The sequence below is a fragment of the Agarivorans sp. QJM3NY_25 genome (genome assembly GCF_050870875.2).
GTDB lineage: Bacteria > Pseudomonadota > Gammaproteobacteria > Enterobacterales > Celerinatantimonadaceae > Agarivorans.
The window spans coordinates 1,681,199-1,694,452 of the sequence record NZ_CP194041.2 but is presented as its reverse complement, the minus strand read 5'-3'; the positions used below and the strand labels follow the sequence as shown (position 1 = coordinate 1,694,452).

Annotated in this window: 12 protein-coding genes; 9 read left to right on the top strand and 3 right to left on the bottom strand. The window is 47.8% G+C overall.

Annotation, left to right across the window (positions count from 1 at the left end):
- The first annotated feature begins 164 nt into the window (after positions 1–164).
- Positions 165–1,142 (top strand): DMT family transporter, encoded by a 978-nt coding sequence (locus tag ACRRSW_RS07825; protein WP_432459033.1) that lies wholly within the window; start codon positions 165–167, stop codon positions 1,140–1,142.
- A gap of 92 nt (positions 1,143–1,234) precedes the next feature.
- Here ACRRSW_RS07825 and ACRRSW_RS07820 read toward each other — a convergent pair whose 3' ends face one another.
- From ACRRSW_RS07820 to ACRRSW_RS07810, 3 genes are all read right to left on the bottom strand, one after another.
- On the bottom strand, positions 1,235–1,585 hold the full coding sequence (locus ACRRSW_RS07820) for a putative quinol monooxygenase (protein WP_432459032.1): 351 nt from the start codon (positions 1,583–1,585) through the stop codon (positions 1,235–1,237).
- A 113-nt stretch (positions 1,586–1,698) separates the two neighbouring features.
- Positions 1,699–2,208: a hypothetical protein gene (locus tag ACRRSW_RS07815; RefSeq protein ID WP_432459031.1), complete on the bottom strand. Its 510-nt coding sequence runs from the start codon at positions 2,206–2,208 to the stop codon at positions 1,699–1,701.
- A 210-nt stretch (positions 2,209–2,418) separates the two neighbouring features.
- Positions 2,419–3,813, bottom strand: a complete 1,395-nt coding sequence (locus tag ACRRSW_RS07810) for a uracil-xanthine permease family protein (protein ID WP_432459030.1) — start codon at positions 3,811–3,813, stop codon at positions 2,419–2,421.
- Positions 3,814–4,236: 423 nt separating this feature from the next.
- Here ACRRSW_RS07810 and ACRRSW_RS07805 point away from each other — a divergent pair, with 423 nt between their 5' ends.
- The 8 genes from ACRRSW_RS07805 to guaD all read left to right on the top strand — a co-directional run bounded on the left by ACRRSW_RS07805 (position 4,237) and on the right by guaD (position 13,253).
- Positions 4,237–5,316 (top strand): BMP family ABC transporter substrate-binding protein, encoded by a 1,080-nt coding sequence (locus ACRRSW_RS07805; RefSeq protein ID WP_432453770.1) that lies wholly within the window; start codon positions 4,237–4,239, stop codon positions 5,314–5,316.
- Positions 5,317–5,401: 85 nt separating this feature from the next.
- Positions 5,402–6,364: an isopenicillin N synthase family dioxygenase gene (locus tag ACRRSW_RS07800; RefSeq protein WP_432453771.1), complete on the top strand. Its 963-nt coding sequence runs from the start codon at positions 5,402–5,404 to the stop codon at positions 6,362–6,364.
- 79 nt (positions 6,365–6,443) lie between these two features.
- Complete coding sequence (gene xdhA, locus ACRRSW_RS07795) at positions 6,444–7,862, top strand: xanthine dehydrogenase small subunit (RefSeq protein ID WP_432459029.1); 1,419 nt, start codon at positions 6,444–6,446, stop codon at positions 7,860–7,862.
- Positions 7,855–10,236, top strand: a complete 2,382-nt coding sequence (xdhB, locus tag ACRRSW_RS07790; protein ID WP_432453773.1) for a xanthine dehydrogenase molybdopterin binding subunit — start codon at positions 7,855–7,857, stop codon at positions 10,234–10,236. Before xdhA ends, xdhB begins: the two co-directional genes overlap by 8 nt.
- Complete coding sequence (xdhC, locus tag ACRRSW_RS07785; RefSeq protein ID WP_432459028.1) at positions 10,217–11,113, top strand: xanthine dehydrogenase accessory protein XdhC; 897 nt, start codon at positions 10,217–10,219, stop codon at positions 11,111–11,113. The genes xdhB and xdhC overlap by 20 nt, the downstream gene beginning before the upstream one ends.
- Entirely contained in the window at positions 11,106–11,636 is a 531-nt protein-coding gene (uraD, locus tag ACRRSW_RS07780; protein WP_432453775.1) for a 2-oxo-4-hydroxy-4-carboxy-5-ureidoimidazoline decarboxylase, read from the top strand. The genes xdhC and uraD overlap by 8 nt, the downstream gene beginning before the upstream one ends.
- Positions 11,633–11,959: a hydroxyisourate hydrolase gene (gene uraH, locus ACRRSW_RS07775; protein WP_432459027.1), complete on the top strand. Its 327-nt coding sequence runs from the start codon at positions 11,633–11,635 to the stop codon at positions 11,957–11,959. Before uraD ends, uraH begins: the two co-directional genes overlap by 4 nt.
- 1 nt (position 11,960) lies before the next feature.
- Complete coding sequence (gene guaD / locus ACRRSW_RS07770) at positions 11,961–13,253, top strand: guanine deaminase (protein ID WP_432453777.1); 1,293 nt, start codon at positions 11,961–11,963, stop codon at positions 13,251–13,253.
- Position 13,254 lies beyond the last annotated feature (1 nt).

Genomic DNA, 13,254 nt, shown 5'->3' with positions numbered 1-13,254 from the left:
CTTCAACTATGAAATATTTCCGCTGATAAACTGAATCTATCGAGATAAAATACTACAAATAAGCTATAGTGCTTGGCTTGATTTTCTCATCAACAAAGTTGTTGGACGCTCGAGCCAGCAAAACTGGCTGATGAGCCTTGTGATTTGGCTAAGGTTAACAATTCATGATCCACACACCCGCTATTTTCTTTACCCGTCGTCCGGTTGTATTTGGCTTAGCCATTTTATGTACCCTACTTTGGGGCAGTGCCTATCCCGCCATTAAAACTGGCTACCAATTATTGGCCATCGCCCCCCATGACATCGCTTCACAAATGGTGTTTGCTGGTGAGCGCTTCCTGCTAGCCGGTATCTTATTACTGATACTCGCTCGCATCATGGGTAAACATCGTTTTGGGATGAGCATCAAGAAAATGCGACAAATTGCACTACTCGGTGTAAGTCAAACCAGTTTCCAATATGTTTTCTTCTATATTGGCCTCGCCTTTGCGAGCGGTGTAAAAGCGTCGATTTTGAATGCTACCGGGACCTTTTTTAGCGTGATTCTAGCGCACTTCATCTATAAAAATGATCGTTTAAGTCATCGCAAGTCTATTGGTTGCTTGGTTGGTTTTGCGGGGGTCTTTTTGGTTAATTTTAATGGGTCATTACTCAATTTTGAATTCAGCCTGGCGGGTGAAGGCTCCATTGTTTTGGCCGCGTTTATCCTCGCGGCGGCCTCTATCTATGGCAAAAAAATCTCTCAAGAGATCGACGCAATGCTGATGACAGCCTGGCAATTAGCAATTGGTGGCTTAGTATTACTCGCCTTGGGTTTCGCCTTTGGTGGAAAACTTGGCCAGTTTGACCTTGCTAGCAGTCTATTACTTTTTTATTTGGCCTTGTTATCTTCGGCTGCCTTTGCACTTTGGAGTACTTTACTCAAATACAATTCAGTAGCCATGATCACCGTGTTTAACTTTTTGATCCCAGTATTTGGCAGCATGCTTTCAGCATTATTTTTAAATGAATCGATTTTAGAATGGAAATATTTACTGGCTTTAGCGTTGGTCTGTTCAGGGATCTATCTGGTCACTCGCCTTCCCAGCACCGCGACCCGCAAACAGGCCATAGCGGAGGAAGTCCCTCAACCAGATAACTAGCCAAACAACAAGGGAGATGTCGACCAATACGTCATCTCCCCGAATGTTATAAAGTCTGTTGATTAAGACTTGATGCTCTAAATATACAGCAGTTAAGCCAGTATAGGCGCATCAAAATCGGCAGGTTCATCACTATAAGCACGTACCAGCGCATCTTCCACCAAGCCAGTTTCGGCCACACAATGGGTTTGAAAGAAATCTTGAATTTCCTGGCGCTCACAGTGCGCCTCAAAGCTGGCTTGATCGGCCCAAATTTCGTGAAAGGCTATTGGATAACCGTCGGCAGGCGCGAAAGGATTATCGATTTTCCGTGTCACCGTATACTGGATACAGCCATCTTCACGCGCAGCATTAGGTTCTAAAGCTTGCAGCACCTTAAATAACTCATTCTCTTTACCTGCTTTAGGTTTAAACATCGCAACGCAGTAGATTTTCTTAGACATTGAGCTTTCCTTATAAAATTGCGAGCCAAACTCGCGGTACATAGACAAATTACCGATAAATAATAAGGCTTTATACCGCCAAAAGCTGTAACTAATTACACTTTAATAAATAGCTAACACGCTCGATAACATTCCGTTTGTTGCGCCAATAAGCGTTGATAAGCAAGCGCTTGCCGAAGTGCTTGTGGGCCTTGGCACCAGTTGTAGTTAAGTTCTGCCCACAGCGGGTCGCTGCTCCGCAGGCCTAAAGCTTGCAGATACACCTCTTGAGCCAATACATACTGGGTTTTATAAGGCAGCAACACGCCACCCTGCGATACTTGCAAGTGTAGTGCTTCAGAATAAGAGGCACACCAGTGATTGAGCAAACTCAGGCAGGGTTTGGCATGCCAAAACTTACCCGCATCCTGGTGGCGGGTTAGGGATTGCTCACAACTGAGTATCAACTGGGCCTGCTGCCAGTCTTTAAATCCAGCTTGGCGCGCCAATAACAGCAAGGCATGTTTGAGTTGTGGCGGATTACCCCTGCTTAAGACTAATAGTGAGCGGTGTTCGGCAGTGTCCGGTGACTTTTTAAGCCAAAGCTTGGCGCGAATTTTTAGTTCTTCAGTCGCAGATAACATCTATATGTTTCCCAAATACTTAATTTGTTTCCCGCAGAACAATATTCAGAATGACATACAGTGTCGATATTGAGGTTTGTCTGTTGCGCTTTAGCCTATAGCGTCAACTTAACAGACAGGTTGGGGTGAGTTCCTCTTGGCGGGTAGGCGCCCCCTAGCACCTGCCCGCTATTCTGCCAAAACTATAATACTTTCTCAAGTACGAAAAATTCAACTCACCGCAGAACTCGGCTGCGATACAGCCTCCGAGGAAACAGTGCTTTGTTCTTCGGGTAATAACAGGCTTAAGAAAATCGCCATTAAGCCACCCGAAGTGACTGACGAGCCAAAAATATTTTGTACTAACTTAGGCGCATGCTGAAGTAAATTAGGTACTAGAATCACACCGAGCCCCACCCCGAAGGAGACCGCCATAATCAACAGCTTACGACGATTCAATTGATCGCTGGCCAAGATCTTAACACCGGCAGCCGCCACCGTTCCAAACATCACTAAAGTAGCCCCACCTAACACTGGTTTAGGTATGAGCTGTAGCACCGCCCCCAACATGGGGAACAAGCCCAAAATTACCAAGATAGCGGCAATGTAATAACCAATATAACGACTGGCGACACCCGTGAGCTGGATTACCCCATTATTCTGGCTAAAGGTGGTATTTGGAAAAGTATTGAAGGTTGCCGCTAACATTGAATTAAACCCATCGGCTAATACCCCTGACCGGATCCGCTTTAAGTAACCATCGCCTTTAATTGCTTGCTGCGAAATAATGCAGTTAGCAGTAATATCCCCTGCCGATTCAATAGCAGTAATGAAGTAAATCAAGGCTACTGGAAGAAAAGCGACCCAATCAAAGCTAAAACCATATTTAAAAGGCACCGGAATGCTAACCCAAGGCTGTGCGGTAATTGAACTGCCGTCCAATTTACCCATCGCCAAAGCAATCAAGGTCCCCACGACCAGTCCAATCACAATAGACGATAACCGTAACCAAGCGTTATTGGAGCGATTCAACATAATAATTGTGAGTAATACGATAGCGCCAAGGCTTAAATTTTGGAAACTCCCAAAGTCTGGCGCATTGAATCCACCCGCCAGATCGGTCATGCCCACTTTGATCAACGATATACCAATGATGGTAATGACAATACCAGTAACCAAAGGGGTGATGATTTTTTTCATTTTGATCAGCACTTGAGATAGGAAAATCTCGATAAATGCTCCCAAAAAGCAAACCCCAAAGATTAATGACAATATCTGCTCAGGCCCCCCGCCTTGGCTTTTAGCGATAAATCCCGCTGCCAATACCGAGCCCAAGAAGGCAAAGCTGGTGCCTTGCACGCAAATCATGCCCGCACCAACGGGACCAATTTTTTTCGCCTGAATAAAGGTGCCAACCCCAGATACCATCAGTGCCATACTAATCAAGTAAGGAATATGTGCACCGAGTCCAAGCACTCCTCCTATCACCAAAGTGGGGGTAATAATCCCCACAAAACAAGCCAGCACATGTTGCAGGCCCGCGAAAAATGCCTGACTCACTGGCGGACGATCGTCCAGTTCAAATAGTAACTCTTGTGAAGAGGTGTTTCCGTTTTCGCTAGTCATAACTAACTCCCTGTCAAAAAAACTCACGCGCATCAAAAAAGTTGACCACTAAGTCAGCTTATTAACGCAAGGAACCTGCCAACAAAGTAAGCTTGCAAACAAAAACCCACAAAAAAGCAACCTAAGGACTACAAAACCACCACAACTGACACATCCAACACAATTTTTTCACCTTAAGCCACAGCCATTCAAGGCTCTAACACTGCACCAAAGTAGTGCCCGCAAAACCATGCTCGCACCAAAACAAATCAATTTTTTCTGATGGAAATAACAACTCTCTAAAGGTATTTACAACAAAGCTTGTGTTAATCTACTTTTTTGACTTAAATCAAAAAACATGACCAAGTGGCCAGCTTTTTGCTATCGCTATTCGGTATTACAAATAGACAACCACAACCGTTGAATAATGAAATGGAGTTCTTCATGAAAATAAATAAATGGATGGCTGCTGCAGCATTGGCTTTCACCAGCATCCTATCATCAGCATCTAACGCGGCCGACGAACCACTCAAAGTGGGCTTTGTTTACGTAGGTCCGGTCGGAGACCATGGTTGGAGCTACGAGCATGACCAAGGCCGTATCGAAATGGAAAAACACTTTGCAGGTAAAGTAAAAACCACCTTTGTGGAAAACGTACCTGAAGGTGCTGATGCTGAACGAGTGATCACTCAATTGGCGAAATCGGGGCATAAACTGATCTTCACCACCTCATTTGGTTTCATGAACCCCACCCTGAAAGTCGCCAAACGATTCCCAAATGTACGCTTTGAACATGCAACAGGTTACAAGCGATCTAAAAACGTCTCGACCTATGTACTACGAACGTATGAAGGTCGCTATGTTTCTGGGGTTGCGGCAGGCATGACCACAAAATCCAATGTGATTGGGTACATTGCCTCCTTCCCGATTCCGGAAGTCATTCGCGATATTAACGCGGTTTATCTCGGCGCTAAAAGTGTTAACCCAGATGTTAAAATTAAAATCGTTTGGGCCAATACTTGGTATGATCCAGGTAAAGAGGCCGACGCAGCCAACGCATTAATGGATCAAGGCGTAGATGTTATTTTACAACACACCGACAGCCCTGCTCCGCTAATTGCAGCAGAAAAACGCGGCAAGAAAGGCATTGGCCAAGCATCAGACATGAGCCACTTTGCACCAACTGCTCACATGTTCTCAGTGCGTGACTACTGGGCGCCGCATTACATACGCACCGTTGAAGAAGTGATGAATGGCACTTGGAAGTCTGAAGATTACTGGGGCGGCTTTGCTGAAGACTTGCTACATATCACATCGGTTAATCCAAACTTACCGGAAGACGTAAAACAAGCGATTAGCGATACTCAAGAGAAGATCCGTTCCGGCGCCTTCCATCCTTTCACTGGACCAATCAAAGACAACCAAGGTAAAGAAGTGATCCCTGCAGGTAAATCACTGAACGACCAAGAGCTAGCGAGCGTGATGTGGTACGTCGAAGGGATCGACGCCAGCATTCCTAAATAGGAACAATATCCACACTGCAATATACCGCTGCCAAAGCAAAACCTTGGCAGCGGCTTAAACCTCAACCACAGCAATGGAACATGCCATGAGTCTAACCCTGCCCATCATCAACATCTCAGCCTTGGATAAGCCCAATCCTAAAGATTGGCAAACCGTGGCCGACGCCATAGATAAGGCCTGTCGTGATACTGGTTTTTTTTATGTGGTAGGTCACGGCATTCCAGCCGAACAATTCGCCAAAGTACAAGCCATGGCCGAGCAATTTTTTGCGCTGCCAGAGGCGATAAAACAGCAGATTAGTATCCAGCACTCCAGCAATCACCGCGGCTGGGGACAAGTTAGCGCCGAGCAGCTCGACCCCAACGGTCCAAAAGACTTTAAAGAGACCTTCGATATGGCGCTAGACTTAAGCCCTTATCATCCACAGGTAGCTCGTTGTCCTCAATTGTACGGCCCGAATCAATATCCGCATTTACAGGGTTTTATCCAATTGATGCAACAACAATACGAGCTCAGCTTACAGGTCGCTCTGAAGCTTTTGTCAGCCATGGCGCTGGCTTTAAAGTTGCCGCTGGATTTTTTCACGAAGAGTTTTACTTGCCCAATTAGTGTATTGCGCTTAATCCATTATCCCCCACAACAGGGCCAGCAAAATGGCGCAGGAGCGCATACCGATTACGGCTGCATTACCTTACTTTATCAAGATCAAATCGGTGGTTTGCAGGTTCAAGACCGACACGGCCAATGGATTGATGCCAGCCCTGTAGAAAACAGCTACGTGGTGAATATTGGTGACTTAATGCAACGCTGGACCAACGATTGCTATCAGTCGACACCTCATCGAGTAACCAGCCCTAGCCAACAAACCACCCGTTTTTCGATGCCATTTTTTGTTGAACCGAACTTCGATACCGAAGTAAGCACACTCGACTCATGTTTAGCCGAAGGCGAAAGCAGTCGCTATCCCACGGTCACCGCTGGGGAATGGATTTTATCCCGCTTTGCCGACACTTATGCTTATCGCAGTGAACCAACGCCAGAACAATAGATAGCGTACAAGAATAAAAAATTTGCTCAAAAAGTTGACCGATTGGACAACTAAATAGTTTTAATAGGCAGGAGAGATTATGTTACAGCTAATGATTAATGATCAACAGATTAGCTTAAGCCAACAAGCCGCAGACACCATGTTGCTAAACTTTCTGCGAGAGCGTCAAAACCTAGTGGGCAGCAAAGAAGGCTGTGCCAGTGGCGATTGTGGTGCCTGCACTGTGGTAATGGTAGAAATCGATCTCAGCGGCAAGCTCAGCTATAAACAAATCAACAGCTGTATTACGCCCCTACATTCATTACACGGCAAACAAGTGATTACCGTTGAGTATTTAAAGCAAGGCCAAAATTTGCACCCGGTACAACAGGCTATTGTTGACCACCATGGTAGCCAATGCGGCTTTTGTACCCCCGGTTTTGTGATGTCTTTATATGCCCTATCACGCCAATCGGTTGCCCCTGAGCATCCGGAAGAATTTCTTGCGGGCAATTTATGTCGCTGTACTGGTTATGGCCCACTCATTGAAGCTGCCAAACAAGTGGCAGCAACCGCGAACCAACATACCGATCATATTCGCCAACGAGAAACTGGCGTACAGCATTGGATGGCCGAATGCCCGAGCCTGACCAGTGATAATTATTGGCAACCGCGTTCGCGCCGAGAATTGGCCGAACTTCGCCAGCAACATCCGGACGCGAAGTGGATCGGCGGCGGCACCGATTTAGCCCTAGAAGTCACACAGCAAATGCAACGCATCGATGAGATTATTGACCTCACCTATTTGCCCGACCTCAAGGTTATCGAGCGTATCGAAGGCGGTTGGCGGATTGGCGCGGCAATGCCGCTAAGTCAGGTGCACGCCTTTATGCAACAGCATTACCCCACAGCCGATGAGATCTTTGCCCGCTTAGGCAGTTTAACCATTCGCCATCGCGCAACTTTGGGCGGCAGTCTGGGCAATGCCTCCCCAATTGGCGATATTGCGCCACTACTCATCAGCTTAAGTGGCAAAATTGAACTAGATGATGGCAACAATACTGAATTGTACGCGCCGGAAGATTACATCACCGGCTACCGACAAACCCAACTGCGTCCAGAGCAGTGGATTAGCGCCATTCATCTGCCCGATCTTGCGCCCAGCACCAAACATCAAATTTACAAAGTAAGTAAGCGTTTTGAAGATGATATCGCCACCGTGGTGCTAGCTGTCACCATGCAGTTTGACCAAGAAAATAGGGTCAGTCATTGCATTATCTCAGCCGGCGGAGTTGCGGCTAAATCGGTCCGTTTGAGCGAGCTGGAAGCTTGTTTGCTCGGTCACCCATTTAATCTGCAAAAACTGAAACAAGTACAACAACAAGTCCCGCTATATGTGAAGCCAATTGACGATGTTCGAGCCTGTGCCAGTTATCGGGTTTTACTGGTACAAAACCTATTAAAACGCTTCCATTTATACTGTAACCAACTCCCAACGAGGCTAGCGGCTTATGCGTAAACTCACCACTCAACAACTCCACCAAAGCGCACCCAGCCAAGTAATCGGTCAATCGATGGCTCATGAAAGCGCAGCCAAACAAGTCGCGGGCGAAGCCGCATTTGTCGATGATATGGCCACCCCATCGGGTTGCCTGCATGGTGCAGTAATTTGTAGTAGCATCGCCAAGGGAAAGGTCAGCGAACAACAGCTCGACACTTTAGCCCAACAGCCAGATGTGGTAGCGCTTATTCGTTGCGGCGATATTCCCGGCCACCAAGATATTGGCGCAATTTTCCCAGGTGATCCATTACTCAGCGAGACAGAGATCCGCTACTTTCAACAACCCATCGCCTTGGTATTAGCCCACAGCCATCGCCAAGCTTGGCACATCGCCAAGCAAGCCAGTGATAACTTGCTGCAATACCAAGCCGATGACCAACCGATTATCACTGCCGAACAAGCCCAAGTGGCGGGGAACCCGGAACCTACCGTGTTACCTAGCCACCAAATGGGCATTAACGTTAATCAAGCCGATCTCGCCACCAGCCCATTACAACTAAGTGGTGAGCTAAACGTTGGTGGCCAAGAACACTTCTATTTGGAGGGTCAGGTAAGTCTCGCGCTGCCCACCGAAGATCAAGGCATCATGGTGTATACCTCAAGCCAACATCCTTCAGAAGTACAAAAATTAATTGCCGAAGTCATCAACATTCCTTTTCATCGGGTGACCGTGGACATGCGTCGTATGGGCGGTGGTTTTGGCGGTAAAGAGACCCAGGCGGCACAATGGGCATGTTTGGCCAGCTTGGGCTGTTGGCAAACCGGTAAGCCGGTAAAAATCCGACTGCCTCGTAGCATTGATATGGCAGCAACCGGCAAACGCCATCCTTTCTACAACCGCTATCAACTGGGCTTAAGTAAACAAGGACTGATTGAAAGCGCCAAGATTGAAGTGAATGGCTTATGTGGTCATTCTCCAGATCTCTCGGATGCGATTGTCGACCGAGCTATGTTTCACACCGATAACGCTTATAGCTTAAATAAGGCCGAAGTTGTGGGACATCGTTTAAAAACCGATATGGTGTCACACACCGCATTTCGAGGTTTTGGTGGGCCTCAAGGGATGATCTTAATCGAGCAAGCGATGGAAGACATCGCCATCGCCACCCAACAAGATGCCTTGGATGTTCGCTACCTTAATTTATACCAGCAAGACAATTGCACCACCCACTACGGCATGCCAGTCGAGCAACATCAGGCAATGCGCCAACTGATGCAACAACTGGAAAAAAATTGTGATTACCGAGCCCGTCGCGAGCAGGTGAAACAATGGAATGAAAACAACCCAACCTTTAAAAAGGGGCTGGCTTTAAGCCCGGTTAAGTTTGGGATTTCTTTCACGGCGCAGCATCTCAATCAGGCCGGCGCCTTGGTGCACATATACACCGATGGCAGTGTTCAGGTAAACCACGGCGGCACCGAAATGGGCCAAGGCTTGCATACTAAGGTACAGCAAATTGTCGCCCAAACTTTAGGGATCCCAGCTAACTACGTGTTAATTACCGCAACTCGAACCGACAAGGTGCCGAATACTTCACCCACGGCGGCTTCTTCGGGGACCGACTTAAACGGCATGGCAGCACACAACGCGGCCAATGAACTCAAACAGCGGCTGCTGGACTTCGCCGAGCAACATTACCAAATTCCCGCCGAGCAGATCCACATCAGCGATGGCCAGGTACAAGTCGGCGAACAGCATTTAAGTTGGGCCGAATTAGTACAAATGGCCTACCTACAGCGTATTTCTTTGTCCACCACCGGCTTTTATAAAACGCCGAAAATCTGGTATGACCGAAACAAAGCCGAAGGCCGCCCCTTCTATTACTTCTCACTGGGAGCCTCTTGCAGCGAGGTTACCATCGACACCCTCACTGGCGAGATGAGTTTAGACAGAGTGGATATTTTGCATGATGTGGGCACCAGCATTAACCCTGCAATCGATATCGGCCAAATTGAAGGCGGATTTATTCAAGGCTTAGGTTGGTTAACCACCGAAGAATTGGTGTGGAACACTGCGGGGCGCTTACTGAGCCAAAGCCCAGCAAATTACAAAATTCCAACCATTGGCGACTACCCGAAACAAATGAATATTACCCTGTTCGACCAAGCTAACCCAGAACATAGTATCTTCCGCTCCAAAGCCGTAGGTGAGCCCCCTTTTATGCTGGCAATTAGTAGCTGGTGCGCCATTCGAGATGCGGTTGCAGCAATTAGTCAGCATCAACTAAGGCCTCAACTGGATGCCCCCGCCACCGGTGAACGTATTTTAATGGCTTGTCAGCAGCAATTTGCTTATCAAGAGGCGCAGCAAGATGCAGAACTGGTCAAATAGTTTATTGCCGAACAATTGGTTAGATGCCTGCCAATTATTAAAGCAGCAACAGCAGCCTTTTTGTATTGCGACGATCTTGGCCGAGGCTGGCTCGGTGCCACGATCCACGGGTAGTAAAATGGTCATTTCGAGCCAACAACAATTTGATACCCTCGGCGGTGGAAACTTAGAATTAAATGTGATTAAGCATGCTCGTCAACAACTCAAGTTGGACCAACAAGACAATCAAATTGAGCGCTTCTCACTGGCTGCCGACTTAGCGCAGTGCTGCGGCGGTGCGGTGCAGGTCTTATTTGAGTACTTTCTAGTTGAGCAAGCTCGGATCTACATCTTTGGTGCTGGCCATGTCAGCCATGCATTGTGCCAAATACTCAGCCAGCTGCCCTATCAAGTCACCGTGGTCGACAATCGCCAAGATTGGTTAGACTCAATCGCGGTCATTGGTGTAAGCACCCACTATCACCCACAACCTGAACAATATGTCGACTCATTACCCGCCAATAGTTATTTGGTGATTTTAAGCCAAGACCACAGCTTGGACTTCAAGCTCTGTTTGGCCGCCCTACAGCGCCAAGATTTTGCCTTTGTCGGGCTGATCGGTTCACAAACCAAGGCGCAGCGGTTTGCCCTAAAACTGCAAGAACAACTGAGCGACCCCAGCAGCCTGGCGCAACTTTGCTGTCCGATCGGCCTAAGCGAAGTCAGTGGAAAACTGCCGATGCAAGTGGCGGTATCGATCAGTGCCCAGCTCATCCAGCGACTCAATCTGCAGCCCTCAGAACAAGCCATGTCAAATCGTAAACAACAGCGTCAGCAGCAATGGCAATCGAGTAATCGTTTGCGCCAACAACTCCGTGGAGAAACTCAGCATGATTAAGCCAAGCTCAGCCTCAATCGCCGAGCGTTTAAGCTTGCTCAATCAACAAAATAGTCATCAATTTAAGAATGAAATGGCCAATGTTTGTACCAGCCGCCGCTGGCAAAACTTGCTAGAACAAGCTCGCCCCTTTCGAAGCAAAGCACATTTTATTGACAGCGCTCAACAAGCCTTTGCTCAACTAGCAGAGAGCGATTGGCTGGAGGCCTTTGCCGGTCACCCAATGATTGGCGATCTCGCCTCATTACAACAAAAGTACAGCCACGGCAAACACTTAAGTCAAGCCGAGCAAGCACAAGTCGGCGATGCTCAACGGCAGACGCTGCAAGCGTTACTGCAACTAAATCAACAATATTTAGCCCGTTATGGCTTTATTTTCATCGTTTGTGCCAGCGGAAAATCCGCCGAAACCATGTTAGCACTGTTGCAACAGCGTTTCGGCCGCAGTCGCGAACAGGAACTGCTCACCGCCGCCGAACAACAACAGCAAATCAGCCATATTAGAATGGAGAATTTATTTTGAGCACCTTGAGTTGTCATGTCTTAGATACCAGTCGCGGCCAACCAGCGACTCACATTCCAGTCCAACTACTTCGCTTTGGCGAAACCGACTGCTTGGCCGAAGGACTGACTAATGCCGATGGGCGTTTCAGCTTTGCCTCACTCGAATTAGAAGCTGGCCGTTATTGCCTGCGTTTTGTGACCGAAGATTATTGTCAACAACACTTTGGCCAATGCTTCTTTCCGCAAGCTGAGGTGGTCTTTATTAGCGAATCGTCGCAACCGCACTACCACATACCCTTGCTGCTCAGCGGCTTTAGCTACTCCACCTATCGAGGGAGTTAAGATGCAACCAAGCATTCACCGCGGAAAAATTTTGCATTTCCCCAAGTCAACCAGCAACCCTAACGATAATTACTGCTATCTCGAAGACGGTGTATTAGTGATCGAGCAAGGTCGGATCCTCTACCTCGGTGATGCCAAAGATTATTTAAAAAATCAGCCAGAGCTCGAAGTACAACAACATACAGGGTTACTCCTGCCCGGCCTTATCGACAGCCACGTGCACTACCCACAAATTGAAGTCATTGCGAGCTACGGCAAGCAGCTATTGGATTGGCTAAATACTTATACCTTTCCTGCCGAGCAGCAGTTTTCCAATGCCGTCTACGCTCGTGGTCAGGCCGACTTTTTCTTACAGCAACTCTTTGCCAACGGCACCACGACCGCTAGCGTCTATGCAACCGTGCACCCTCAATCGGTAAATAGCTTTTTTGAAGCCGCCGAGTCCTATAACGCGCGCATGATCTGTGGCAAGGTATTGATGGACAGACACTGCCCCGAGGCGCTCAGCGATACGCCTGAGTCGGGCTATCGCGATAGTAAAAAATTATTGGAGCGCTGGCATCATAATGGCCGCCAACTCTATGCCATTACTCCGCGTTTTGCCCCCACCAGCAGCGAACAACAATTGGCGAAGGCGGGTCAGTTAGCCAAGGAACATCCCGACAGTTTTATTCAAACCCATTTATCGGAAAATACCGCAGAGGTGCAATGGATTAATGAGCTGTTTCCCGAACATTCAGACTATTTATCGGTTTATCAGGCGCACGGACTGGTGAGAGAAAGAGCGTTATTTGGCCATGGTATCCACCTCACCGACCGCGAGTATCGGGCCTTAAGCGACACCGGAGCAACCATCAGCTTTTGTCCTTCCTCCAACCTGTTCTTAGGCAGCGGTCTGTTTAACTATCACCGCGCCCAGGAGAATGGTGTGTCGGTCGCCCTCGCCAGTGATGTGGGAGGGGGGACCAGCCTTAGTATGTTTGCCAATCAGGCCGATGCCTACAAGGTTTGCCAGATGCAACAGACCAGCTTAAGCGCCTTCGAGTCCTTGTATTTATGTACTCAAGGCGCCGCCCAAAGCATGGGCATTGAGCAGTGGGTCGGCAATTTAAACCCCGGCAGCGAAGCCGACTTTATCGAAATCGATTTGCACGCAACGCCCATCCTGAGTCAGCGGATCGCCCGCTGTAATCACTTGAGCGAACAATTATTTGCCATCAATATTTTAGGCGACGATCGACTGATTGCGGCAAGCTATATTGCGGGAAAAGAAGTTTATAACAAAAGGAATTAGT

Bases quoted from the DNA above. Each gene is read 5' to 3' on its own strand.
- uraD (WP_432453775.1), top strand. From the start codon at position 11,106: ATGATTAAGCCAAGCTCAGCCTCAATCGCCGAGCGTTTAAGCTTGCTC.
- ACRRSW_RS07810 (WP_432459030.1), bottom strand. From the start codon at position 3,813: ATGACTAGCGAAAACGGAAACACCTCTTCACAAGAGTTACTATTTGAA.
- xdhA (WP_432459029.1), top strand. From the start codon at position 6,444: ATGTTACAGCTAATGATTAATGATCAACAGATTAGCTTAAGCCAACAA.
- guaD (WP_432453777.1), top strand. From the start codon at position 11,961: ATGCAACCAAGCATTCACCGCGGAAAAATTTTGCATTTCCCCAAGTCA.
- ACRRSW_RS07820 (WP_432459032.1), bottom strand. From the start codon at position 1,585: ATGTCTAAGAAAATCTACTGCGTTGCGATGTTTAAACCTAAAGCAGGT.
- ACRRSW_RS07825 (WP_432459033.1), top strand. From the start codon at position 165: ATGATCCACACACCCGCTATTTTCTTTACCCGTCGTCCGGTTGTATTT.
- ACRRSW_RS07805 (WP_432453770.1), top strand. From the start codon at position 4,237: ATGAAAATAAATAAATGGATGGCTGCTGCAGCATTGGCTTTCACCAGC.
- ACRRSW_RS07815 (WP_432459031.1), bottom strand. From the start codon at position 2,208: ATGTTATCTGCGACTGAAGAACTAAAAATTCGCGCCAAGCTTTGGCTT.
- ACRRSW_RS07800 (WP_432453771.1), top strand. From the start codon at position 5,402: ATGAGTCTAACCCTGCCCATCATCAACATCTCAGCCTTGGATAAGCCC.
- xdhB (WP_432453773.1), top strand. From the start codon at position 7,855: ATGCGTAAACTCACCACTCAACAACTCCACCAAAGCGCACCCAGCCAA.
- xdhC (WP_432459028.1), top strand. From the start codon at position 10,217: ATGCAGAACTGGTCAAATAGTTTATTGCCGAACAATTGGTTAGATGCC.